The sequence below is a fragment of the Actinomadura sp. KC345 genome, from assembly GCF_004348515.1.
GTDB lineage: Bacteria > Actinomycetota > Actinomycetes > Streptosporangiales > Streptosporangiaceae > Spirillospora.
In genome coordinates this window covers 1-23031 of the sequence record NZ_SMKH01000045.1, presented here as the reverse complement: position 1 = coordinate 23031, position 23031 = coordinate 1, and the positions used below count along the sequence as shown (strand labels likewise).

Annotated in this window: 21 protein-coding genes; 5 read left to right on the top strand and 16 right to left on the bottom strand. The window is 74.2% G+C overall.

The features are described from left to right. Positions 1 to 10 precede the first annotated feature (10 nt). Both E1281_RS10535 and E1281_RS10530 read right to left on the bottom strand, forming a co-directional pair. Positions 11 to 928: a polysaccharide pyruvyl transferase family protein gene (locus E1281_RS10535; protein ID WP_243716812.1), complete on the bottom strand. Its 918-nt coding sequence runs from the start codon at positions 926 to 928 to the stop codon at positions 11 to 13. A 193-nt stretch (positions 929 to 1121) separates the two neighbouring features. Continuing rightward, a complete protein-coding gene (locus tag E1281_RS10530; RefSeq protein WP_131877097.1) occupies positions 1122 to 1583 on the bottom strand; it encodes an SRPBCC family protein in 462 nt (153 codons plus the stop codon). Between the two features lie 214 nt (positions 1584 to 1797). Between E1281_RS10530 and E1281_RS10525 the strand changes: the two genes are divergently transcribed. Beyond that, the gene (locus E1281_RS10525; RefSeq protein WP_131877096.1) at positions 1798 to 2589 is read left to right on the top strand and encodes a SigB/SigF/SigG family RNA polymerase sigma factor; all 792 of its coding nucleotides are present in this window, start codon (positions 1798 to 1800) and stop codon (positions 2587 to 2589) included. A 33-nt stretch (positions 2590 to 2622) separates the two neighbouring features. On the opposite strand, the gene E1281_RS10520 is transcribed toward E1281_RS10525, so the two are convergent. The 5 genes from E1281_RS10520 to E1281_RS10500 form a co-directional block, all read right to left on the bottom strand. Then, entirely contained in the window at positions 2623 to 3483 is an 861-nt protein-coding gene (locus E1281_RS10520; protein ID WP_131877095.1) for a serine protease, read from the bottom strand. A gap of 20 nt (positions 3484 to 3503) precedes the next feature. Next, positions 3504 to 5021, bottom strand: coding sequence for a glycerol kinase GlpK (gene glpK / locus E1281_RS10515; protein ID WP_131877094.1), 1518 nt, complete (start codon positions 5019 to 5021; stop codon positions 3504 to 3506). A 33-nt stretch (positions 5022 to 5054) separates the two neighbouring features. Then, positions 5055 to 5900 (bottom strand): MIP/aquaporin family protein, encoded by an 846-nt coding sequence (locus E1281_RS10510; protein ID WP_243716810.1) that lies wholly within the window; start codon positions 5898 to 5900, stop codon positions 5055 to 5057. A gap of 219 nt (positions 5901 to 6119) precedes the next feature. Beyond that, on the bottom strand, positions 6120 to 7796 hold the full coding sequence (locus E1281_RS10505; RefSeq protein ID WP_131877093.1) for a thiamine pyrophosphate-binding protein: 1677 nt from the start codon (positions 7794 to 7796) through the stop codon (positions 6120 to 6122). Beyond that, positions 7793 to 8566 (bottom strand): cyclase family protein, encoded by a 774-nt coding sequence (locus E1281_RS10500; RefSeq protein ID WP_131877092.1) that lies wholly within the window; start codon positions 8564 to 8566, stop codon positions 7793 to 7795. Before E1281_RS10500 ends, E1281_RS10505 begins: the two co-directional genes overlap by 4 nt. Before the next feature lie 219 nt (positions 8567 to 8785). On the opposite strand from E1281_RS10500, the gene E1281_RS10495 reads away from it, so the two are divergent. Together E1281_RS10495 and E1281_RS10490 are read left to right on the top strand one after the other, a co-directional pair. Further along, positions 8786 to 9934, top strand: a complete 1149-nt coding sequence (locus E1281_RS10495) for a serine hydrolase domain-containing protein (protein WP_131877091.1) — start codon at positions 8786 to 8788, stop codon at positions 9932 to 9934. A gap of 108 nt (positions 9935 to 10042) precedes the next feature. Next, on the top strand, positions 10043 to 10888 hold the full coding sequence (locus E1281_RS10490) for a siderophore-interacting protein (RefSeq protein WP_131877090.1): 846 nt from the start codon (positions 10043 to 10045) through the stop codon (positions 10886 to 10888). Positions 10889 to 10897: 9 nt separating this feature from the next. On the opposite strand, the gene E1281_RS10485 is transcribed toward E1281_RS10490, so the two are convergent. Then, positions 10898 to 12280 (bottom strand): AarF/ABC1/UbiB kinase family protein, encoded by a 1383-nt coding sequence (locus tag E1281_RS10485; protein ID WP_165958860.1) that lies wholly within the window; start codon positions 12278 to 12280, stop codon positions 10898 to 10900. A 209-nt stretch (positions 12281 to 12489) separates the two neighbouring features. Here E1281_RS10485 and E1281_RS10480 point away from each other — a divergent pair, with 209 nt between their 5' ends. Both E1281_RS10480 and cphA read left to right on the top strand, forming a co-directional pair. Next, positions 12490 to 13323 carry a cyanophycinase gene (locus E1281_RS10480; protein WP_131877089.1) on the top strand — a complete coding sequence of 278 codons (834 nt, stop codon included), beginning with the start codon at positions 12490 to 12492 and terminating at the stop codon, positions 13321 to 13323. Positions 13324 to 13325: 2 nt separating this feature from the next. Next, the gene (gene cphA / locus E1281_RS10475; RefSeq protein ID WP_131877088.1) at positions 13326 to 15971 is read left to right on the top strand and encodes a cyanophycin synthetase; all 2646 of its coding nucleotides are present in this window, start codon (positions 13326 to 13328) and stop codon (positions 15969 to 15971) included. Between the two features lie 6 nt (positions 15972 to 15977). On the opposite strand, the gene E1281_RS10470 is transcribed toward cphA, so the two are convergent. The 8 genes from E1281_RS10470 to E1281_RS10440 all read right to left on the bottom strand — a co-directional run bounded on the left by E1281_RS10470 (position 15978) and on the right by E1281_RS10440 (position 22825). Then, positions 15978 to 17138: a 4-hydroxybenzoate 3-monooxygenase gene (locus tag E1281_RS10470; protein WP_131877087.1), complete on the bottom strand. Its 1161-nt coding sequence runs from the start codon at positions 17136 to 17138 to the stop codon at positions 15978 to 15980. Between the two features lie 54 nt (positions 17139 to 17192). Continuing rightward, positions 17193 to 18020, bottom strand: a complete 828-nt coding sequence (locus E1281_RS10465) for an IclR family transcriptional regulator (protein WP_243716809.1) — start codon at positions 18018 to 18020, stop codon at positions 17193 to 17195. Positions 18021 to 18046: 26 nt separating this feature from the next. Continuing rightward, the gene (pcaC, locus tag E1281_RS42810; RefSeq protein ID WP_347813279.1) at positions 18047 to 18454 is read right to left on the bottom strand and encodes a 4-carboxymuconolactone decarboxylase; all 408 of its coding nucleotides are present in this window, start codon (positions 18452 to 18454) and stop codon (positions 18047 to 18049) included. Next, positions 18451 to 19242: a 3-oxoadipate enol-lactonase gene (gene pcaD / locus E1281_RS42805; protein WP_347813278.1), complete on the bottom strand. Its 792-nt coding sequence runs from the start codon at positions 19240 to 19242 to the stop codon at positions 18451 to 18453. The genes pcaC and pcaD overlap by 4 nt, the downstream gene beginning before the upstream one ends. Next, the gene (pcaB, locus tag E1281_RS10455) at positions 19239 to 20435 is read right to left on the bottom strand and encodes a 3-carboxy-cis,cis-muconate cycloisomerase (protein ID WP_243716807.1); all 1197 of its coding nucleotides are present in this window, start codon (positions 20433 to 20435) and stop codon (positions 19239 to 19241) included. Before pcaB ends, pcaD begins: the two co-directional genes overlap by 4 nt. Next, a complete protein-coding gene (gene pcaG / locus E1281_RS10450) occupies positions 20425 to 20961 on the bottom strand; it encodes a protocatechuate 3,4-dioxygenase subunit alpha (RefSeq protein ID WP_131877085.1) in 537 nt (178 codons plus the stop codon). Before pcaG ends, pcaB begins: the two co-directional genes overlap by 11 nt. After that, positions 20961 to 21626 carry a protocatechuate 3,4-dioxygenase subunit beta gene (gene pcaH / locus E1281_RS10445; RefSeq protein WP_131877084.1) on the bottom strand — a complete coding sequence of 222 codons (666 nt, stop codon included), beginning with the start codon at positions 21624 to 21626 and terminating at the stop codon, positions 20961 to 20963. Before pcaH ends, pcaG begins: the two co-directional genes overlap by 1 nt. A 215-nt stretch (positions 21627 to 21841) precedes the next feature. Beyond that, positions 21842 to 22825, bottom strand: coding sequence for a sigma-70 family RNA polymerase sigma factor (locus E1281_RS10440; protein WP_279433601.1), 984 nt, complete (start codon positions 22823 to 22825; stop codon positions 21842 to 21844). Positions 22826 to 23031 lie beyond the last annotated feature (206 nt).

Sequence of the window (23031 nt, the reverse complement as noted above, 5' to 3'; positions counted from 1 at the left end):
GGCGCCGTCCTCAGCGGGCGCCGAGGACGTCCATCAGCTCACCGATCATGGCGCCGTCGGCCGGCAGCGCGGGGGCGCGTCCCGCGCCCTCGGGCGACAGGCACCAGTCCCACCACCGGTCCAGCTCCCGCTCGTCCAGCAGCGGGCCCTCCCGTGCCGGTTCCCGTTCCGGGACGGTCACCACGGCGGGCCACGACCAGGCCCGGCCCTGCGCGGTGACCTTCGCGCCGCCGCCCACCGGGTCCACCGCCAGCGCGGGGACCCCGTTCTTCAGGGCCAGGACCAGCCCGTGCAGCCGCGTCGTGACGACCAGGTCGAGCCTGCGCAGCGCCGACTCCAGCTCCGCCGCCGTCGTGAACAGGCGCCAGTCGCGCGGATCGAGCCGCGTGTCGAGGGGCACCCGCGCGCACTCGCGCGAGGCGAGCCAGCCCGTCAGCTCCTCCTCGATCCGGTCGTGCCGCCGCCGCATTCCGTACTCGGCCTGCCCGGGCGCCAGCACGACCCCGGCGACGGGCACGGAAGGCGTCGCCGGCAGCGCGGCCAGGTCGTGCCGCGGCGCCTCCGCCGGGGTGTCGCGCGCGAGGACGGCGTCGAACCCGGTGACCGCGGGGTCGTCCGGGTCGATGACCGAGACCCCGACCGCGACGCGGATGCAGCGCGCGTACCGGCGGTGCAGGTCCTCGATCTGCCGGCCGTGCAGCGGACCGCAGGCGAACACCAGGTGGGTGTAGCGGCCGGGGTCGGCGCCGCCGAGGTCCAGCCCGCCCGGCCGGAAGACCGGGCTCCACGCGAGGTCGCAGCCGACACCGGCGCCGGCCAGCCCGCGCCGCACCGCCTCCATCGCCAGGACGTCGCCCGCCGTGGCCTCACCGTGCAGGAAGCTCGGCCACCCCGTCACCAGGACGCGCATCTGCCCGTGCCGTGACACTTGAGACACCTACCGGTTTACCGAAACGACCGTCTGGGCAGAGTCACGGAGCGGCCCACTCGCGAGCTCGGAGCCAGGTGCTCGGATCAGCGAGCCTGGGCCGCACCAGCGTTCATGCGGCCTTTACCCGCTCACGCGCCCGTCAACCGGTGACGCGCGGCGCGGCGGACGTACCGCGGAAGGGCCGGCGCGGTCAGGGCGCGGGCCGGTCCACCCTGCCGCGCCAGCCGCCGCTCTGGACGCCGCGGGCCTCGATGAAGGACTTGAAGCGCTGCAGGTCGCCCTTGACGCGGTGGCCGAGGGCGCCGAGCCTGTCGCCGGCCTTCTCCGCGAGGCCCTCCGGATCGAACTCCATCTGGGCGGTGACGCGCGTGGTGGTCTCGTCCAGCCGGTGGAAGGTCACCACCCCGGCGTGCGTCGGCCCCTCCAGGGACTTCCAGGCGACGCGCTCGTCGGGCAGCTGCTCGGTGATCCTGGCGTCGAACTCGCGGACGACCCCGGCCATCCGCGTCCGCCAGCGCAGCGTGGTGTCGTCGAGCTGGCGGATCTCCTCGACACCGTCCATGAACTGCGGGAACGTCTCGAACTGCGTCCACTGGTCGTAGGCGGTGCGGATCGGGACGGTGACGTTGACCGACTCGGTGATCGTGCTCACGGCTCTCCCCCTCAGGCGTCACCCGGCCGGTACCCGAGGGGACGTCCTTTATCCCGGGCCCCGGTGGCCGGCGGCCCGGCACGCGCCGCCCGGGTCGCCCGATTCCCCCGCTCCATGGGCCTTTCGGTGTGATCTGCATTCTGCCGGGTAGTGGACGAGCACCGAGCGATCGCCCCTGCCTCGCCGGCCTCCGCCCAGAAGGGAGACGACACGCATGACGTCGGCGCAGCCCACCACGACCCGGTTCAACGACGGACAGACGGAACTCCTGCTGGCGGAGATGAACGGGCTCGCCGAGGACGATCCCCAGCGGGAACGGCTGCGGGCGCGGATCGTCGACATGCACGCCGCGCTGGTCCGCGGCGTGGCGCGCCGGTACGCCAACCGCGGCGAACCCATCGACGACCTCCAGCAGGTGGCCTACCTGGGCCTGGTCAAGGCCATCAACCGGTTCGACCCGGGGATCGGGGACCGCTTCGTCACCTACGCCTACCCGGTCGTCACCGGGGAGGTGAAGCGGCACTTCCGCGACAAGACCTGGGGCATCCGCGTGTCCCGCCGCATCCAGGAACTGCGTCCGGTGCTCCAGCGGACCATGCAGGAGTTCACCCGCGAGCACGGCCGCTCCCCCACCACGGCCGAGATCTCGGCGCTCATGGACATCACCGAGGAGGAGACCGTCGAGGTCATCGTCGCCTGCGACGCCTACCGCCCGCTGTCCCTGGAGGCCCCCGCCGACGGCTCGCAGAACGGCGACAACGGCACGGTCGGCGAGTACCTCGGATCCGACGACCCCGCGCTGGACGCCTTCATCGACGGCCACGCCCTCGGCCCGCTGATCGACGACCTCCCCGAGCGGGAGCGGACGATCCTGCTGCTGCGGTTCTTCGGCAACAAGACCCAGACGCAGATCGCCGAGCAGATCGGCCTGTCCCAGATGCACGTGTCGCGGCTGCTCCGCGCCACCCTCGACCGGCTCCGCGCCGGGCTGCTGGCCGAGGGGTGACCCGGGCGGCGGAGCCGGTGGCGACCGGGCGGGTCATGGCTTCGGCAGCGCGCACCCCCGGTCCAGCACGACGTCGCCGCCCTTCCCGAGGCAGCGGGCGAGCAGGTGGGTCTGCTGGCCGTAGGCGATGCCCCGCCGGACGGTGATGCCGCCGTCGCGGCCGACCTCGCAAGGGTTGTTGAGCGTGCAGCGCTCGCCGTCCTCGTTGGCGGTGTTGTTGACCCCGACGACGCGGCGCGTCCGGGCGTCGACGATCGGCGAGCCGGACGTGCCGCCGACGGTCCGGCACTCGGGCGTGTAGCGGATCGAGTCCTTCCACGTCCAGTCCGCCTCGCGCAGCCGGTGGACGGTGCCGTCGATCTTGCAGCCGTAGATGGTCTTCCAGTAGCCCGACACGACTCGGATCTCGGTGCCGTCGTGCGGGCGGGCCGTCGACAGGCGCAGCGCCGGGACGCCGTAGCGCTTCTCGATGGCGGCGTAGGTGGTGCCGAGCCGGTAGACCGCCGCGTCGGTGTCGGTCATCGTGGCGTACTCGATCCGGGTGGCCCGAAGGGAGCCGAGTTCCTTCTTCCCGCTCCGTTCCAGGAGCGTGAACGCCCGGGTCGACTCCTGGTCCACGATGACCTCGCCGGCCCCGGGCATGCCCGTCTCCAGGCAGTGGCCGTTCGTCAGGACCAGCGCGGGGTCGGTGTCCCGGGAGCGCGGCCCGCGCACGAGGGAACCCGAGCAGTTGCTCAGCGCGACGATCCCGGTGAAGTCGACCTCCCCTCCGGGCTTCTGCGGGGCGGGCGCGGCCGGCCGGACGGGCGCGGCCTGCGCGGCGCCGGCGGCGGTCAGCGCGCCGGCGCCCACCACGGCGGCGAGGGCGGCCGCGGCGAGACGGCGTCCGATCATCAGGGTTCCTCTCGGTCCACTCAGTCCACGTCCACCCAGCCGTAGGTGCGTTCCACGGCCTTCTTCCAGCCGGCGTAGCCGGTCCGGCGCTGCTCGTCGGTCCAGGTGGGTTCCCAGCGGCGGTCCTCGTTCCAGTTCTGGCGCAGTTCGTCGGTGGTGTTCCAGAACCCGACGGCCAGGCCGGCGGCGTAGGCGGCGCCCAGCGCGGTGGTCTCGGCGACCACGGGCCGCGAGACCGGGACGCCCAGGACGTCGGCCTGCAGCTGCATGCACAGCTCGTTCTCGGTGACGCCGCCGTCGACCTTGAGCACGTCCAGCGAGACGCCGGAGTCCTCGCGCATCGCCTCGACCACGTCGCGGGACTGGTAGCAGATCGATTCCAGGGTGGCGCGGGCCAGGTGGGCGTTGGTGTTGAACCGCGACAGCCCGACGATCGCGCCGCGGGCGTCCGAGCGCCAGTAGGGCGCGAACAGCCCGGAGAACGCGGGCACGAAGTAGACTCCGCCGTTGTCGTCGACCTGCCGCGCCAGCGACTCGCTCTGCGACGCGCCGGAGATGATGCCGAGCTGGTCGCGCAGCCACTGCACCGCCGACCCCGTCACCGCGATCGACCCCTCCAGCGCGTACACCGGCCTGTCGTCGCCGAACCTGTAGCAGACGGTGGTGAGCATCCCGGCCTTCGACCTGACGAGTTCCTCACCCGTGTTGAGCAGGAGGAAGTTGCCGGTGCCGTAGGTGTTCTTGGCCTCCCCGGGCGCGAAGCACACCTGCCCGACCGTCGCCGCCTGCTGGTCGCCCAGGATGCCCGTGATGGGCACCTCGCCGCCCAAGGGGCCGTCGGCGCGGGTCGGCCCGTACGGATCGGGCGCGGAGGAGGACTTGATCTCCGGGAGCATCCCGCGCGGGATACCGAAGAAGGAGAGGAGCTGGTCGTCCCAGTCGAGGGTCTCCAGGTCCATCAGCATGGTGCGGCTGGCGTTGGTCGGGTCGGTGACGTGCACGCCGCCGTCCCGACCGCCCGTCAGGTTCCACAGCACCCACGTGTCGATGTTGCCGAAGATCGCGTCGCCGTTCTCGGCGGCCTCCCGGACCCCGTCGACGTTCTCCAGGATCCACTGGATCTTGCCGCCGGAGAAGTACGTGGCGGGCGGCAGGCCGGCGCGGTGCCGGATCGTCTCGCCCCTGCCGTCCCGCTCCAGCGCGGAGGCGATCCGGTCGGTGCGGGTGTCCTGCCAGACGATCGCGTTGTAGTACGGCCGGCCGGTCCGCCGGTTCCACACCACGGTCGTCTCGCGCTGGTTGGTGATGCCGAAGGCGGCCAGGTCGCCGTGGCTCAGGTTCGCCCGGTTCAGCGCGGACTGGATGACGGCCCGGGTGCGTTCCCAGATCTCGGTCGGGTTGTGCTCGACCCACCCGGCCCGCGGCAGGATCTGCTGGTGCTCGAGCTGGTGGCGGGCGATCTCGTTGCCGCCGTGATCGAAGATCATGAAGCGGGTGCTCGTGGTGCCCTGGTCGAGCGCTCCGACGAAGTCGGCCATGGACTCTCCCTTTCTGCGTCGGGTCGGGACCCGTCAGGAAACGTCGAACTTCGGCTCGGGCTCGGCCGCCGGAGTTCCCACCTCGTCCTCGGGGACGTGGCGCCCGATGAGCAGGACGTAGAGGCCGGCGCCGACGATGCCGCCGATGAGCGGTCCCGCTATCGGGACCCAGAAGTACAGGTTCCCGAACTGGTCGCTCCACGCGTTGTCGTAACCCGTGAGGAACTGGACGAGTCTCGGTCCGAGGTCGCGGGCCGGGTTGATCGCGTAGCCCGCGAGGGCGCCGAACGCCATCCCGATGGCCACGACCACCAGTCCGATGATGAACGGCGCCAGGTTCGCCAGCGGCGGCGCGTTGCGCAGGTCGGTGAGGGCCAGCACGAGGAACAGCAGGATCGCGGTGCCGATCACCTGGTCGCGGAACGCCGGCCAGGTCCCGATCGGCAGCGTCCCGTTGCCGGGCATGGTGGAGAACACGATGTGCGACTTCTCCGTCAGGCCGGGGTCGAACTTCTGCAGGACCTCGCTGTAGTTCCACCGCACGATCAGCGCGCCCACGAAGGCGCCGGCCAGCTGGGCGAGGGAGTACGGGAGGACCTTGCGCCAGGGGAAGCCCTTGAAGACCGCGAGGGCGACCGTGACGGCCGGGTTGATGTGCCCGCCGCTGATGCGGGCCGCGGTGTACACGCCCAGCGTGACCCCGATGCCCCAGGCCCAGGCGATGCTGTCGTGGTCGCCGAGGCTCTGCGGGTCGCCGAGCCCCCCGGCGGCGATGACCTGCGCGACGACGCCGCACCCGAACAGGATCAGGATCATCGTTCCGGCGAACTCCGCTGCCATCTCCCGGGCGAGTTCGGGGACCTTCGGCCCTCGCGTCATCTCTCCTCCTCTGGGGTGTGTGACGTAAGGCACAACCGCCGCGAACGTAAGTTCGTCCGATCAAGCGGGTCAACCGGCACGTGCCGACAATGTCGGCACCCCTGTCACGCCCATCACCACCCCCCGGAGATGAACGTGGTGGTGATCTTTCCCAGCGAGGCATCCGCTACACCGGCCTCCAGGCACTCCAAGGGACGGGAGTCGCGGCGGCGTTGGCGGTCAGTGGCCGCGGAACGCCTCCTCGAGCCACCAGGCGGGGCCGCCTCGCGTGACCTTCGCGTCGACGAGCATCGGGCGGTCGCGGGGGCCCGCCAGCCAGCCGGCGACCGCGGCCAGGTCCTCGCGCCGCCGGACGGTCGCCGCCGCGCAGCCGAACCCGCGGCCGATCGCGGCCAGGTCGGCCGGCGGGAACGTGACCGTGTCCAGAGGGTGGCCGCCCGGGCCGAAGTGGTGCACCTCCGCGCCGTAGGCCTCGTCGTCGTAGACGACCACGAGGAGCCCCAGCCCGAGCCTGACGGCCGTCTCCAGCTCCACGGCCGACATCAGCGCGCCGCCGTCGCCGAGCGCGGCGACGGTGAGCCGGTCGGGACGGGCCACGGCGGCGCCGATGGCGGTGGCGAGGCCGAGCCCCACCGCCTGGAACGCCTGGGTGAACACGAGCGCGTCGGCGTCGGGGACGTCCAGGAACATCGCGGGGTAGCCCATGAAGTTGCCCGAGTCTACGGCGACGGTGCGCTCGCGGGGCAGCATCGCGTCCAGGGCGATGGACAGCGTCCGCGGGTCGATGCGGGGGGCGTCGCCGTCCTCCGCGCCGGGATGCTCCTCGTACGGGACGTCCTGCCAGCGCCCCTCCCGGGCGAGGCGCCCGGCCACGTCCGGGGTGCGGTAGCCGGTGGCGGAGTGGCCGCGCGCCTCCAGTTCGGCGGCGACGGCCCGCGCGGTCTCGGCGGCGTCGCCGATGAGGCCGAGGTCGACGGGGCGGTGCGCGCCGAGCGCCCGTGCGTCCAGGTCGACCTGGACGACCTTCGCGTCCCCGGCGATGAGGGCGCCGTGCCGGGTCGTCCACATGTTCAGCGAGCAGCCCCAGCCGACGACCAGGTCGGCGCCGCGGATCAGCTCGGCGGCGGCGGGGGTGGCGAAGCCGCCGCTGACGTCCAGGGAGAACGGGTCGCCGTTGAACAGCCCCCGGGCGACGGCGGAGGTGGCGGGCAGCGCGCCGCAGCGTCCGGCCAGCTCGGCGAGGGGCTCGCGGGCGCCGGACAGCCGCGCTCCCCGCCCGGCGACGAACACCGGCCGCTCGGCGTCCTGCAGCGCGTCGGCCAGCCGGGCGATCGCGGCCGGCGGCGGCACCGGCGGCGGCGGGTTCCGCGGGCGCCTGCCGACGGCGGGTTCCCCGGCGCCGTCCGGAAGCTCGGCCTCCTGGATGTCCAGGGGCAGGCCGAGCAGCACCGTCCGGCGCTCGGTGACCGCCGTGCGGCAGGCGCGGGTCACGTCGGCGATCGCGGTCCGCGGGGAGTGGACACGCTCGGCGACGGCCCCGACCGCCGCGGCGATGGCCGCCTGGTCGACGCGGAAGTTGGAGCGGACCGCGGCGGCGGCCACCTCGCCGGTGACCACCAGCAGCGGCGTGCGGCTCTTGGCGGCCTCGGCGATGCCGGTGACCGCGTTGGTGAAGCCGGGCCCCTGGTGGAGCGACACGACGCCGAGGCCGCCGCTCACCCGCGCGTACGCGTCGGCCATGGTGGCGGCCCCCGCCTCGTGCCGGGCGGCGGCGAACCGGGCGCCGTTCGCCACGAGCGCGTTCGTGACGTGGAAGTTGCCGCTGCCGACGACGCCGAAGACGGTCTCGGCGCCGAACCGCGCGAGGGTCTCGCCCACCGCCTCCGCGACGTTCATCGCTCGACCAGCGCGAGCACGCGGGCTGGGCTGCCGGAGCCGCCGACGATCGGCAGCGGCGAGGCGAGCAGCACGGCGCCGCGGGCGGGGAGCCGGTCGAGGTTCTGCAGCTGGGTGAGGCCGTACTTGCCGGCGCCGAGGAAATAGGAGTGGCACGGGAACGGCGGGTCGAACGCGTGGGCGCCGCCCGCGTCGGTGCCGACGGTCTCCACGCCGAGGCCGAGCAGGGGCGTCTCCTCGGCGAGCCACCGCGCGCACTCGGCCGAGATCCCCGGCGTGTGCGAGCCGGTGTCGTCGGCGTTGAGGAAGGTGTCCTGGTCTCCGGACCGCGCGTCCCAGCCCGTCCGGTAGAGGAGCCAGCCGCCGTCCGGGAGCGGCCCGTGCGCCTTCTCCCAGTCCCGGACGTGGTCGGTCTCCAGCAGGAAGTCGGGGTCGGCGGCGGCGTGCGCGGACGCGTCCAGCACGACGGCGGGGGCGACGAGCCGGCCGGCCGGGACCTGCGAGACGTCCTCGCCGCCGCGGCCGGTGGCCCAGTGCACGGGCGCGTCGAAGTGGGTGCCGACGTGCTCGCCGGTGACGATGTCGTTCCAGTACCAGGCGGGCCCGCGGTCGTCGTAGCGGCTGATCTCCTCCAGCCGGAACGGGACGGTGTTCGCGAACGGCTCCGGCAGCCGGAGGATCGGGGTCCGCTCCGACAGCGGCGCGGTCAGGTCGACGACCTCGACCGAGCCGTCGGAGACGGCGGTGAGCAACTGGCTGAGCAGGGACATCGGTCCTCCGGCGGCACGGGGCGGCTGACTGTCGCGGGGTGCCATGAACGTATCGCAGAAGGACCTGTTCGGAGGGTCACCCGCACCAGGTCGCCGACCGTTCGCTCATGCTCATACCCGGGCCCGGATTTCGTTGGATGATCACATGGACGCACCGTCGCGGCGCGGCAACCATCGGGGGTGGAACCCCGGCCGACACCCGCCCCCCACGGAGGTCGCATGCGCCGCATGCCCTGGACGCTCGCACTCACCACCGCACTCACCACCACAGCATTGGCCGCCGCGCTCACCGCCGCTCCCGCGCACGCCGCCCCCGCCGCCCCGCCGCCCGCGCCGCCTTCGGCCGCCGTCACCGAGCACCGGGCCGGGTTCGACCCGCTGCTCCCCTCGCCGGACCCGGTCGAGCTGCGCGAGGCGTACCGCCCGCTCTCGGTGACCTACACCCACGAGGGCCGGACGCACACGCTCGACGACTACCTCGCCCGGACCGGGACGCAGGGCTTCGTCGTCCTGGACGGGAGCGACATCGTGTTCGAGCGCTACCTCGCCGCCGATCGCACCAGCCTCTTCCAGTCGTGGTCGATGGCGAAGTCGTTCACGTCGGCGGCGGTCGGCATCGCGCTCGGCGAGGGCCACATCGACTCGATCGACGACCCGGTCACCCGCTACCTCCCGGAACTGGCGGGGTCCGGGTTCGACGGCGTCTCGCTGCGGGACCTGCTGCGGATGTCGTCGGGGATCGAATGGAACGAGACGACCGACATCCCGCCCGTCCATGTCGCCGCGAGCCTCGGGCGCCCGCTCACCGAGATGGCGGCGCGGCAGAAGCGGGGCTGGGAGCCGGGGACCAGGTTCGAGTACACCAGCATGAACTCGTTCGTCCTCGGCTGGGTCGTCGCCGAGGCGACCGGGGTGCCCTACCACGCCTACGTGCAGGAGAAGATCTGGAAACCGGCGGGGATGGCGGCCAAGGCGTTCATCGGCAACGACTCCAGCGGCAACAGCATGGCGTACTGCTGCTACTACGCCACCGACCGCGACTTCGCCCGGTTCGGCCTGCTGTACAAGAACGGCGGCAGGGCCAACGGGCGGCAGGTCGTCCCGGCCTCGTGGGTGGAGCGCTCCACGCGGCCGTCCGCGCCGTTCAACCAGGGGTACGGCTTCCAGTGGTGGCTCGGCGAGGACGGCGACTTCTCCGCCAACGGCCTCGGCGGCCAGCTGATCTGGGTCTCGCCCCGGTACGACGTCGTCATCGTCAAGTCGACCCTCTTCACCGTCCTCGGCGAGGGCGAGACGGACGCCGCCTTCGAGGCGGTCGCCGCCGAGGTCGCGCGGACCCGCACGCGGCACCCGGCGCCGGCGCGCTGACCGGGCGCCGGCCGCGCCGTCCCCGCCGAGCCGGGGGAACAGTCGGCCGCCTCCGTTGGTTAGGGTGACCTAAGTAGGGTGATCCGGATCATCGGGAGGACTGGCCGTATGGCGACGGAACCGGCACGCAAGGGGCGCGCGCTCAACCGCGGGAGGGTGCTGCGCACCGAGCGCCTCACACCGCACATGATCCGCGTGGTCATCGGCGGTGAGGGGCTCGCCGGGTTCGGCGCGGGCGAGTTCACCGACCACTACGTGAAGCTGCTCTTCCGCCGGCCCGGCGTGGAGTACCCCGAGCCGTTCGACATGGAGCGGGTCCGCGCGGAGCTTCCGCGCGACCAGTGGCCGGTGACGCGGACGTACACCGTGCGCGCGTGGGATCCCGAGGCGGTGGAGCTGACCATCGACTTCGTCCACCACGGCGACAAGGGTCTCGCGGGCCCGTGGGCGGCGGCCGCCCGGCCGGGCGACGAGATCCTGTTGCAGGGTCCCGGCGGCGCGTACGCCCCCGGCGCGGACGCCGGCTGGCACCTGCTGGCCGGGGACGAGAGCGCGCTGCCGGCGATCGCCGCCTCGCTGGAGCGGATCCCGGAGGGCGCCCCCGCCCGGGTGTTCGTCGAGGTCGCCGGGCCCGAGGAGGAGCAGGAGCTGCCGACGCCGGGGGACACGGAGATCGTGTGGCTGCACCGGGGCGCCGGCCAGGTCGGGGACCTGCTGGTCGAGGCCGTCCAGAAGCTGGACTTCCCCGAGGGCGAGGTGCAGGCGTTCGTGCACGGCGAGGCGAACTTCGTCAAGGCGCTGCGGCGGCACCTGCGGATCGAGCGCGGGCTCCCGATGGAGCGGCTGTCGATCTCGGGCTACTGGCGGCGCGGCCGGGACGAGGACGGCTGGCAGTCGTCCAAGGGCGACTGGAACCGCCAGGTCGAGGAAGAGGAGGCACGGGCCCTCTCCTGAACGGGCCGCTCACGCGGTCGCCTCTTCGGGTTCCCCGGTTCCGCCGGCGTCGTTTCCGCCTGCGTCGGGGCCGCCGTCGTCGGTGAAGCCGGGGAGCCAGCGCTCGACCTCGGCGCGGAAGGCGCCCTCGGCCTCCAGCTGGCACAGGACCCCGCCGCCCCCGGAGAGGGCGCGGCTGACGGCCAGGTACTGCGGCGGCAGCCGGAACTGGCGGGCGAGCGCGCCGGGGCGCATGTCGGAGGCGAGACCGATGCCGTGCGCGGTCTGCTCGCGCATCCATTCCCGGGAGTACCGGAAGCGCTCCACCGCGAACGGGGCGGCGTGCGGCCCGATGAGAGCGGCGACCTCGTCGGGGTCGACCTCGGCGTCCGGCACCAGGAAGCCCTCCTCGTAGAGGGCGTCGACGATGTCGTCGGGGTCGCCGAGCGTCCCGATGCGGGTCAGCCGGCCGATCGACCACTGCAGCTCGGACGGGACGCGGGCGGCGCCGCCGAAGTCCATGACGCCGAGGCGCCCGTCGTCCAGCACCCGGAAGTTGCCGGGATGCGGGTCGATGTGGATCATCTCGCAGCGGGCCGGGCCGGAGAGCAGGAACCGGAACAGCAGCACGCCGGCGCGGTCGCGCTGCTCCTGGTCGCCCTCGGCGATCACCCTGGCGAGCGGGGCGCCGTCCAGCCACTCGGTGACCAGGACGTGGCCGGACTGGGCGACCACGGCGGGGACGACGAAGTCGGGATCGCCGTCGTAGGCGTCGTGGAAGGCGGTCTGGGCGCGGGCCTCGTCGACGTAGTCGAGCTCCTTCTCCAGCCGCCGCTTGAAGTCGGCGATGACCGGCTTGACCTCGACGCCGGGGAACAGCGGGGTGAAGAGCCTGCTGACGCGGGAGATCTGGTTGAAGTCGCTCATCAGCGCCTGGGCGGCGCCGGGGTACTGGACCTTGACCGCGACGGTCCGCCCGTCGTGCCAGACGGCCTTGTGCACCTGGCCGATGGACGCGGCCGCGGCGGGCTCGTCGTCGAACTCGGCGAACCTGTCCCGCCAGTCGTCGCCCAGGCCCTCGGCCAGGACGCGGTGGGTGGTGGCCGCGGGCATCGGCGGCGCGGCCTCCTGGAGCCGGGTCAGGCTGGCGCGGAACGGCCCGGCGACCTCCTCGGGCAGCCCGGCCTCGAAGATCGACAGCAGCTGCCCGACCTTCATCGCGCCGCCCTTGAGCTCGCCGAGCACCGCGAACAGCTGCTCGGCCGTGCGGCGCTGGACCTCGAGCGCGACGGTCTCGGCGGGGCGCCCGATCGTCCGCTTGCCGAACCCGAGCGCGGTGCGCCCGGCGAAGCCGAGCGGCAGCGTCGCCAGCTTGGCGGTACGCGACACCGCGCGGCGGGGAATGTCACTCACGGCAGGCCCCTCGTTCGACGATGCGTCCAATACAGTCAGCTTCTCACGGCGGGGAACGCCACGGAACGGTCATCCCCCGTTCAAGATTAAGCGTTCGGCCCGCCGTGGAGATTCCCCCGGCCGAGTGAGAGGCCCGTCCGGCGGCCCGCCGCGCGCCGACCGTCCGCGACCGCGCGACTACCAGATGTGATCAGGGGTAGCTAGCAGATGTGAAAGAGAAATATGACGACGCCGGACGCAAGGGCCGGCTGCTGATCATCGGCGGGGCGGAGAACCGGACCTGCGGGGCCGGTGCGCTGGAGACCTTCGTCGAGCTCTCGGGCGGCGAGGACGCCCGCGTCGTGGTGATAACGACGGCGACCGAGGTACCGGAGGAGGTCGCCGAGGAGTACACCGCCGTGTTCGGCCGCCTCGGCGTGTCCGCGGTCCGGGAGCTGCGGCTGCTCGGCCGGGCCGCGGCCGACAGCGCGGCGACGCTGCGGGCGCTGGACTCGGCGACCGGGGTGCTGTTCAGCGGCGGCGACCAGTCCCGGATCCGGACCCTGGTGGGGTCGAAGACCAACGAGCTGCTCAAGCGGCGGCTCGACCAGGAGGGCCTGGTCATCGCCGGGACGAGCGCCGGCGCGACCGCCATGGGCCACTGGATGATCCTCGGCGGCCACGGCCACGAGGTCGCCGCGTCCAGCGTGAAGGTCGGCCCCGGCCTCGCCCTCCTCGACAACGTGCTGATCGACATGCATTTCAACGAGCGCGGGCGGCTGCCGAGGCTGATGAGCGGGATAGCGCTGGACACCAGGCTGCTGGGCGTGGGGATAGACGAGGACACGGCGATCGTGGTGGGAGACGGCCGTTTCGAGGTCGTCGGGACGGGTGTGGTCACGGTCGTGGACGCGGGGCAGTCCACCGTCGCCTACGCGGCCTCGGACCACGAGCCGATGGCGATGTTCGACGTGTCCCTTCACCTGCTGCCGGCCGGTTGCGCGTTCCAGATGCACGACAAGCTCCCCGAGATCGGCGACATGCGCGGCCCGGAGGATGATTGACCGTGCGCCTCGACCATGTGCGCCGCCTCGGCGGCCCGAACATCTATTTGCCGCGTCCCGTCGCGATCGCCCGGCTCGACCTGCAGGGCCTGACCGGCCACGAGACCACCGACCATCCCGGGTTCGCCGAGCGGCTGACGGAGGCGCTGCCGGGCCTGGCGACGCACCACTGCTCGGCGGGCCGGCCGGGCGGGCTGCTGGAGGCGATGGCCCGCGGCACCTACTTCGGCCATGTCACCGAGCACGTCGCGCTGGAGCTGTCCGGGCTGATCGGCCGCGAGGTGTTCTTCGGCCGCACGGTCCGCGCGGGCGGGCCGGGCGACTACGACGTCATCATGGAGTGCCCCCGGGACGAGCCGGCCGGCAGCACGGTGGTGGAGCAGCTGGTCACGCTCGCCATGCGGACCGTCGGCGACGCGCTCGCCGGGCGGGTGCCCGACCCGTCCGCGGGCCTGGCCCGCGTCTCCGCCGAGCACGAGCGCGGCCGGCTCGGCGTGAGCACCGCGGCGCTGGCGGACGCGGCGCGCCGCCGGGGCGTCCCGGTCCGCCGCGTCGGCGACCTGAACCTGCTGCGGCTCGGGTACGGGCGGTACCGCCGGACGGTGTGGGCGGCGATGACCGACGCCACGCCGGCGATCGGCATGGAGGTGGCGGGCGACAAGCGGCTCGCGCACCGGGTGCTCGCCGACGCGGGGCTGCCCGTCCCCGCGGGGCGGGTCGCGGGGACGCCGGCGGAGGCCCTGGAGGCGCTGCGCGACATCGGCGGCCCGGTGGTGGTCAAGCCGCTCGCGGGCCACCAGGGCGAAGGCGTCCACATCGAGCTGACGAGCCCGCCGGAGGTCGTGGCCGCGTTCGCGTCCGCGGCCGGCGACGAGGGCGAGGCGCTCGTCGAGTCCTACATCCCGGGCCGGGACTACCGGGTCCTGGTGGTCGGCGGCCGGGTCGCGGCGGCGGCGGAGCTGACCGCCGCGTGCGTGACCGGCGACGGGACCGCCACCGTCGCCGAGCTCGTGGAGCGGGTCAACGCCGACCCGGCGCGCGGTGAGGGCCACGACCGGCCGCTGACCCGGCTGGCGCTCGGCCCGGCGGAGCGGGCGCTGCTGGCGCGGCAGGGGCACGGACCCGAGTCGGTGCCCGCGGCCGGGGAGCGGGTCTGGCTGCGCCGCAACGCGAACCTGTCCACCGGCGGCACCAGCCGCGACGTGACCGGGGTCGTCGACCCGGGGATCGCGGAGATGTGCGTCCGGGCCGCCGCCGCGGTCGGCATGGACGTCTGCGGGATCGACCTGAGGCTTCCCGACATCGGCTCCCCGCCGCCCGCCGAGCCCGGCGCCGCCGGGATCCTGGAGGTCAACGCCGCCCCCGGCCTGCGCATGCACCTGGCGCCGCACGAGGGCGCCGCGCGCGACGTCGCCGGGGACATCGTCGACCTGATGTACCCGCCGGGCACGCCGTCGCGGGTCCCGGTCGTGTCGGTGACCGGCACCAACGGCAAGACCACCACCGTCCGCCTGATCGCGCACATGCTGGAGCTGGACGGCCGCCGCACCGGCATGACCGGCACCGAGGGCGTGCACGTGGGGCGGCGGCTCGTCCACCGGTCCGACGCGTCCGGGCCGCGCTCGGCGGAGATGGTGCTCGGCGACCGCTCGGTGGAGGCGGCCGTCCTGGAGACCGCGCGGGGCGGGATCGTCCGGCGCGGCCTCGGCTACGAGGACGCCGACGTCGCCGTCGTCACCAACATCACCCGCGACCACCTCGGCGTGGACGACACCGAGAACCTGGACGACCTGGTCGGCATCAAGGCCCTGGTGGCCGAGGAGATACGGCGCGGCGGGCACCTCGTCCTCAACGCCGCGGACCCGCCCACGGCGGGGCTGGCCGGGCGGCGCGCGGTGCGGGACCGCGAGCCGGTGCTCCGCTACTTCGCGCCGTCCCCGGACGAGCCCGTCCTCGCGGACCACCTGCGGGAGGGCGGCCGGGGCTACTACGTGGCGGACGGCTGGCTGACCGAGGCCCGCGGGGACCGCCGGACGCGGATCCTGCCCGCCGCCGAGGTGGCGGGCGCCTTCGGCGGGCACGCCGCCCACGTCGTGGCCGACGCGCTCGCCGCGGTCGCCGCGGCACGCGCGCTGCACGTCCCGGTGGACGTGGTGGCACGCGCGCTGCGCACGTTCGACCCGCACACCCGCAACCCGGGCCGCGGATGCGTGTACCAGGTCGGCGAGAACCCCGTCCTGGTCGACTACGCGCACAACCCGGCGGCCGTCGCGGCGATGGGCGCGCTCGTCGAGCGGCGCTGGGGCGCCGGGGGCGTCGCCGCGGTCACCCTGCCGGGCGACCGGTCCGACGACCTCGTCGGCGAGACCGCGCGGGCCCTGGCCGCGACGTTCGGCCGCGTCGTCGTCTACGAGGACGAGGACCTGCGCGGCCGCCGCTCGGGCGAGATGACCCGGCTGATCGTCCAGGGGCTGCGGGAGGGCCGCCCGGACGTGCGCCACCACCCGGCGGGCGACCTGAAGGGGGCGGTCGCCTCGGCGCTGGACATGGCGGAGCCGGGCGAGCCCGTCCTGCTGCTGTACGAGAAGCTCCAGCCCGTCACGGAGCTCCTCGACACGCTGGGCGCCGAGCCCGCCGACCCGGGCTGACCCGGTCTAATAGGCGATGGGGAGGCCGACGTAGTTCTCGGCCAGCGACGTCGAGGCCGCCTGGGACGAGACCACGTAGTCCAGATGGGAGCGCTGCAGCCGCCGGTCGAAGGCGCTCGCGGCGGGGTCGGCGTGCAGGAGGTGCGTCATCCAGTACGAGAAGTGCTCGGCCCGCCAGACGCGCCGCAGGCACGCGGCGGAGTAGCCGTCCAGGAGCGTCTCCGAACCGGAGGCGTACCGCTCGGCGAACGCCTGCGCCAGAAGGATCACGTCCGACACCGCGAGGTTGAGGCCCTTCGCCCCGGTCGGCGGCACGATGTGGGCGGCGTCCCCGGCGAGGAACAGCCGGTCGTGGCGCATCGGCTCGGCCACGAAGCTGCGCATCGGCGTGACCGACCTGTCGGTGATCGGCCCCTCGTGCAGCTTCCAGCCGTCGTCGGTCGCGAACCGCGCGGCGAGCTCGTCCCAGATGCGCGCGTCGGACCATGCGGCCAGGTCCTCGTCCGGTGACACCTGCAGGTACAGGCGGCTGACCTGGGGCGAGCGGAGGCTGTGCAGCGCGAAACCGCGGTCGTGCCCGGCGTAGATCAGCTCCTCGGTGGACGGCGCGACGTCGGCGAGGATCCCGAGCCAGGCGAACGGGTACTCGCGGGAGAACGTCCGCAGCCCCGGCACCGCCGGGCGGCTGACGCCGTGGAACCCGTCGCAGCCGGCGATGTAGTCGCAGTCGAGGGTGTGCGTCCCGCCGCCGCTGCGGAACGTCACGCTCGGCGCGGACGCGTCCAGGGCCACCGCCTCCGCCTCGAAGCGCACGTCGCCGCCGTCCGCGAGCCGCTTGGCGACCAGGTCCTTGACGACCTCGGTCTGCGCGTAGACGGTCACCGTGCGGCCGGTGAGGTCGGTCAGCGGGATGCGGTGCCCCGCGCCGCCGAAGCGCAGCTCGACCCCGTGGTGGACGAGGCCCTCCCGGTCGAGGCGCTCGCCGGCGCCGCTGTCGCGCAGGACGTCGGCCGTGCCCTGCTCCAGCACCCCGGCGCGCTGCCGGTGCTCCACGTAGTCGCGGTCCCGGCTCTCCAGGACCACCGAGTCGATCCCCCGCAGGTGCAGCAGATGGGACAGCAGCAGTCCCGCGGGGCCGCTGCCGATGATCGCGACCTGGGTGCGCATCCAGCCTCCTCGTCGTCGGTCCCCCGGGCGATACTCGCGCGCATCGCCGCAGGTTCAGGCGCCGGTGTTCCGTTCAGCGGAAAACGTGTCGGGATGCCCGCCCCAGTGGGCGGCCACGTCGCGGGACAGGGCCCGCGCGGCCGTGGTCAGCGGCGGCAGCAGCCGCCGCAGGTCGGCTCCGCGCGTGCCGGACACCAGCGACATCGCCGCGACCACGTCGCCCGCGCCGTCCCGCACGGGCGCTCCGACGGACGAGGCGCCCAGCGTCATCTCGTCGCGGGTCACGGCGTAGCCGGCGCGGCGGACCCGCTCGATGCAGCGCCGCAGGTCCCCGGGGTCGGTGATGGAGCGGACCGCGTGCCGGGCCAGCTCGCCGGCCAGGACCTTCTCCCTGACCTCCCGCGGGGCGTGGGCCAGCAGCACCTGGCCGACCCCGGTGGTGTGCAGCGGCAGCAGCGCGCCGACCTGCGTCACGACCGGCACCGACCGCGTCCCGCGCAGCCGCTCGACGATCAGGACGTGGCCGTCGCGCAGGACGCCGAGCTGCACGTTGTCGTGCGTCGCCTCGTACAGGTCCTCCATGTGCGGGAGCGCCAGCTCCCGCAGGCCCATGACCGCCGGGGCCTGGCTGCCGATCCGCCACAGCCGGGTCCCGATGCGGTAGGTGCCGTCCGGCACCCGCTCCAGGAACCCGCCTTCGGCCAGCTCGCCGACGAGGCGGTGGCCGGTCGCCGGCGGGAGGCCGGCGCGGCGGCAGATCTCACTCAGGTTGAGACGGACGCCGCCCTGCGCGAACGCGTTCAGGATGGCCATGACCTTGCCCGCCACGCTGACCGGCCGCGGGCGCTCCGCCCCGCCGTCTCGCGCCCTGTCGCCTGGCACCGGCCCTCCACCCGGGCTCGCGCCCGTCATTCCTGTTCGGCGAGTACCCGCTGGGCGACGGCGAACGCCGAGTTCGCGGCGGGCACTCCACAATAGATCGCCGTCTGCAGGAGCACCTCCTTGATCTCGTCCCGCGTCAGGCCGTTGCGGAGCGCGGCGCGCACGTGCATGGCCAGCTCGTCCAGATGGCCGCCGGCGACCATGGCGGTCAGCGTGACGCAGCTGCGGGTCCTGCGGTCCAGGCCGGGCCGGCTCCAGATCTCGCCCCACGCGTAGCGGGTGATCAGGTCCTGGAAGTCGGCGGTGAAGGCGTCCTTGCGGGCCTCGGCGCGGTCGACGTGGGCGTCGCCGAGGACCTCGCGGCGCGTCTCCATGCCCCGCGCGTGCCGCGCGGTCTCGGTCGGCCTCCCGCCGGCCGCGGACTCCTCGCTCATGAGGCCCCCTTCCATGTGCGGTCCAGATGCGCGGTGATCGCGTCCGTGACCGGATCCGGCCGCTCGGCGTTCGCGAGGTGCCCGGCGCCGCCGACGACGGTCAGGCTCGCGTCCGGGATGCCCTCGGCCAGCCGGTCGGCGTGGCCTTCGGGCGGCGTCGGCGCGTCCCGCGCGCCGGCGATCACGAGCGTGGGCGCGGAGACCTCGCCGAGGCGGCCGGTCGCGTCGAACCGCGCGAGCGCGTCGCAGCAGCCCGCGTACCCGTCGGGGCGGGTCGCGCGGAGCATCGCCACGTACGGCTCCGCGCCGGTGAACTCCGGGGTGAACCAGCGTTCCGCCGCGGTGTCGGCCACCGGGCCGACGCCCCCGCGGCGGACGAGGTCCGCCCGCGCGTGCCAGGTCTCCGGCCCGCCGAACCGCGGCGACGTGCAGCACAGGACGAGGCTGCCGACGCGTTCGGGGGCGCGGAGCGCGAGGGCGAGGCCGACGGCGCCGCCGAGCGACACCCCCGCGTAGGCGGCGCGGGCGACGCCGAGGCCGTCCAGCAGGCGGACGATCCCGTCCGCGAGATCGCCGACGGTGAACGGGCCGTCCGGGGGCGGCGCCCCGCCGTGGCCGGGCAGGTCGTAGCGCAGGACCCGCCAGCTGCGGGCCAGCGCGGGCAGCTGCGGCAGCCACAGGTCCATGGACGTGCCGAGGGACGGGCCGAGGACGACCACGGGCGCGCCGGCCGGGCCGTCCAGGCGGTGCCGCGGCGGCGCTCCCGCCGGTACCGGCGACTCGGTCACGCGCGGCTCCTCCGGTAGGCGTCGAGGGCCTGGCCGACCAGGACGGCCGCGGCGCCGGGCCCTGGGTCGCCGCCGAGCAGGTCCAGCAGGTCGTCGAGGTCGGCCCGCATCAGCTCCGCCGAGACCTCCAGGCCGTCGAGCAGGTCCGCGGCGGTCTCGGCGGCGCCGCCGGTCAGCCGCAGGCACTCGCGCAGTGGCTGCCACTCGGCGTGCCACTCCCCCGCAGGCCGCTCGTGCGGCGCGGCCTGCGCGGCGTGCAGCACCTGCACGTGCGCGGGCACCTGAAGCGCGGCCGAGCGGATCAGCGCGGACAGCGCCGGGTTGCGCTTGTGCGGCATCGACGACGAGCCGCCCCTGCCGGCCCCGGCGGCCTCCGCGACCTCCCCGACCTCGCTCTGCGACAGCAGCCACACATCGGTCGCGATCTTGCCGAGCGCCCCGGCGGTCAGCGCCAGCGCCGCGCCCAGCTCCGCGACCGGCGTACGGCGGGTGTGCCACGGCAGGACGGGGCGGGCCAGCCCGGTCTCCTCCGCGAACGCCGCGACGACGTCGAGCGCCCGGTCCGCGAAGGCGTCCAGGGTTCCGGCGGGGCCGCCGAGCTGCGCCGGGAGCGGCACCGCGGCGAGCCGCTCGCGGGCCTCCAGGCACCCCATGAGCCAGTTCGCGGCCTTCGCGCCGAACGTCGTCGGCAGCGCCTGCCGCCCGAGCGTGCGGGCCGCCATCGGCGTGTCGCGGTACCGCGCCGCGAGCCCGGCCAGCGCGTCCAGGGCCCGGTCGAGGTGGGCGAGGACGACGCGCCTGGTGCGGGCCGCGACGAGCATGGCGCCGGTGTCGGCGATGTCCTGGCTGGTGGCTCCCTTGTGGACGTGCTCGCCGGCGGGACCGGCGAGCGCCCGCAGGTCGGCGACCAGCGGCACGACGGGGTTGCCGGAGCCGCGTGCCCGGCGGGCCACGTCCGTCAGGTCGAACCGGCCCGGCTCGGCGGCGGCGCCGATCGCCTCGGCCGCGTCCCCGGGGATGATCCCGAGGCGGGCCTGGGCCCGGGCGAGGGCCGCCTCCGCGTCGAGCATCGCCGCCAGGTACGCCGCGTCGCCCGTCGCCGCCTCGGCCGCCGTCCCCGCGCGGACGGGGGACAGCAGCCCCGCGTCCGGGGACACGGCGCCCGGCGGCGCGCCGGGTTCGTCAGAAGCCAAGGAAGACCGTCTCCCCTTCCCCTTGCAGCCGGATGTCGAAACGGTACCCGCGCTCCCCGTCGCGCTCGGCGATCAGGGTCGCGCGCCGCTCGGCGGGGACCGCGGACAGGAGCGGGTCGGCGGCGTGGGCGGGCTCGTCCTCGGGGAAGTACAGCCGGGTGAAGACGGGCTTGAGCAGGCCCCGCGCGAAGACCAGGACGGCGATGTGGGGCGCGCCGCCGCCTGTCCCGCCGGGCTTGACGGTGGTGAACCAGTAGCCGCCGGCGGCGTCCGTGCCGCACCGGCCGAACCCGGAGAAGCCGTGCCCGTCGCGGACGATGCCGCCGGGCCGCCGCGGGATCTCGCCCGTCTCGTCCGCCTGCCAGATCTCCAGCAGCGCGTCCGGCACCGGCTCGCCGGCGCCGTCCAGGACCCGGCCGCGCACGTCGATCGCGTCCGGCCGCCAGCCCGGCACGACCCGGGGACCGGCCTCGTACGGCAGCGCGTGGCCGAAGAACGGGCCGACCGTCTGGGACGGGGTGGTCATCAGGCCTCCATCGGGGTGTCGCCGAGCACGATGTCCCACTGGTAGCCGAGCGCCCACTCCGGCTTCGTGGTGTCCAGGTCGAACCGGCAGACCAGCTTCTCGCGGTCCCGTTCGCCGGGGATCGACTGGAAGATCGGGTCGTAGGCGAACAGCGGGTCGCCCGGGAAGTACATCTGGGTGACGAGCCGCTGGGTGAACGCCGTGCCGAACACCGAGAAGTGGATGTGCGCGGGCCGCCACGCGTTGTGGTGGTTGCGCCACGGGTAGGCGCCCGGCTTGATCGTGACGAACCGGTAGCGGCCCTCGTCGTCGGTGAGGCACCGCCCCGCGCCGGTGAAGTTCGGGTCGAGCGGCGCCGGATGGACGTCGCCGAGATGGGCGTAGCGGCCCGCCGCGTTCGCCTGCCAGACCTCGACCAGCGCGCCGCGCACCGGGCGGCCGGCGCCGTCGAGCACCCGGCCGGTCACGATGATCCGCTCCCCGAGCGGCTCGCCGCGGTGCTGGAGGGTGAGGTCCCAGTCCAGCCGGCCGAGCTCCTGGTGCCCGAAGACCGGCGAGGTCAGCTCGATGCTGTCCGGGCCGAGCTTCGGCATGATCGGCTCCTGCGCCGGGGCCCGGAGCACGGTGCTCTTGTAGCCCGGGGACAGGTACGGGGGGTGGGTCATGCGCTGCTCCCTTCCTCCGCGGCGCGCTCGGTCAGCGGCAGCGTGCACTCGTCGAAGATCTTGTGCTCGCCGGCGCGGGCGGTGCGGCCCATCACGACCATGTGCCTCCCGTTCCCGCTCGGCGGACGGCACCCGCACCGCCGCCGACCACCATCGCAGCCTATGCGGGCCGCGGCGCGTCCAGGTTTCCGCAGAGTGGAAGAACAGGGGGCTGATCAGAGGCGTTCGGCGAGTCCGAACACCGGGAACAGGGTGGTGTCGAAGAACACCGAGACGTGCGCGACGCCGTCGTCGGTGACGCTCAGCACCTGGAGGTGGTAGGGGCGGTGGACGCCCTCCTCGTCCCGCATGTACATGCCGAACGCGGGCTGCCCGTTGGCGGACGCCGGGACCATGCGGATGTCGCCCGGGGCCGGGCCGCACTGGGCGATGATGAGCCGCACGACCACGTCCGCGCCGACGAACCACTCGGGGAACGGCGGCATCTCCCAGACGATGTCCTTCTTGAACAGCTCGATGAGCCCGGTGATGTCGGCGTCCTCGAACGCCTTGGCGTAACGTTCGAGGAGGTCGCGCTGCGCCGGGTCGGTCGGCTCGACCAGCTCGTCCCGCACCGGGGCGTGCTCGTCGAGCTGCGCGCGCGCCCGCTGCAGCGCGCTGTTGACCGCGGCGGTCGAGGTGTCCAGCAGCTCGGCGACCTCCGCGGCCCGCCACTTCAGGACGTCCCGCAGGATCAGCACGACCCGCTGCTTGGCGGGAAGGTGCTGCAGCGCCGCGACGAACGCCAGGCGGGTGCTCTCCCGCGCCGCGACGATCGTGGCGGGGTCGGCGGCGTCCGCGCCGAGGACGGTGTCGGGGGCGGGCTCCAGCCACGGCACCTCGGGCGAGGCCACGACGGGCCGCTCGGGCTCGTCGCTCGGCGCGCCCAGCCCCGACGGCATCGGCCGCTTGCCGCGCTGGTCGATCGCCGTCAGGCACACGTTGGTGGCGATGCGGTAAAGCCACGTCCGCAGCGAGGAGCGCCCCTCGAAGTTCTCGTACGAGCGCCACGCCCGCAGGTAGGTCTCCTGCACGAGGTCCTCGGCGTCGTGGATGGAGCCGAGCATCCGGTAGCAGTGCGCCAGGAGCTCCCGCCGGTACGGATCGGCGAGCTTCTGGAAGTCCGGTTCCATGGTGCTGTTCGGCATGCTGTTCGTCACCTTCGCTCGGCGTCGTCGCTGGGACGGGCGCCGCCGACGGGCCCGTCGTCCCCGACCGTAGGAGGCCCCACCGACAGAACGCCTGCAACTCCCCCATCCTACGCCCCTGGCCTGCAAAGTCAGGGTGAACCGGAGATGAGGTTCGGGCCGGGCGGGGCGGGCCTCCGCCCACGCCTCCGAGCCGTCCTCCCCGCCGGCCGCCCGTT

Excerpts from the sequence above, each read along its gene's own strand:
- E1281_RS10525 (WP_131877096.1), top strand. The coding sequence starts at position 1,798 with ATGACGTCGGCGCAGCCCACCACGACCCGGTTCAACGACGGACAGACG.
- E1281_RS10520 (WP_131877095.1), bottom strand. The coding sequence starts at position 3,483 with ATGATCGGACGCCGTCTCGCCGCGGCCGCCCTCGCCGCCGTGGTGGGC.
- glpK (WP_131877094.1), bottom strand. The coding sequence starts at position 5,021 with ATGGCCGACTTCGTCGGAGCGCTCGACCAGGGCACCACGAGCACCCGC.
- E1281_RS10510 (WP_243716810.1), bottom strand. The coding sequence starts at position 5,900 with ATGACGCGAGGGCCGAAGGTCCCCGAACTCGCCCGGGAGATGGCAGCG.
- E1281_RS10505 (WP_131877093.1), bottom strand. The coding sequence starts at position 7,796 with ATGAACGTCGCGGAGGCGGTGGGCGAGACCCTCGCGCGGTTCGGCGCC.
- E1281_RS10500 (WP_131877092.1), bottom strand. The coding sequence starts at position 8,566 with ATGTCCCTGCTCAGCCAGTTGCTCACCGCCGTCTCCGACGGCTCGGTC.
- E1281_RS10495 (WP_131877091.1), top strand. The coding sequence starts at position 8,786 with ATGCGCCGCATGCCCTGGACGCTCGCACTCACCACCGCACTCACCACC.
- E1281_RS10490 (WP_131877090.1), top strand. The coding sequence starts at position 10,043 with ATGGCGACGGAACCGGCACGCAAGGGGCGCGCGCTCAACCGCGGGAGG.
- E1281_RS10470 (WP_131877087.1), bottom strand. The coding sequence starts at position 17,138 with ATGCGCACCCAGGTCGCGATCATCGGCAGCGGCCCCGCGGGACTGCTG.
- pcaC (WP_347813279.1), bottom strand. The coding sequence starts at position 18,454 with ATGAGCGAGGAGTCCGCGGCCGGCGGGAGGCCGACCGAGACCGCGCGG.
- pcaG (WP_131877085.1), bottom strand. The coding sequence starts at position 20,961 with ATGACCACCCCGTCCCAGACGGTCGGCCCGTTCTTCGGCCACGCGCTG.
- pcaH (WP_131877084.1), bottom strand. The coding sequence starts at position 21,626 with ATGACCCACCCCCCGTACCTGTCCCCGGGCTACAAGAGCACCGTGCTC.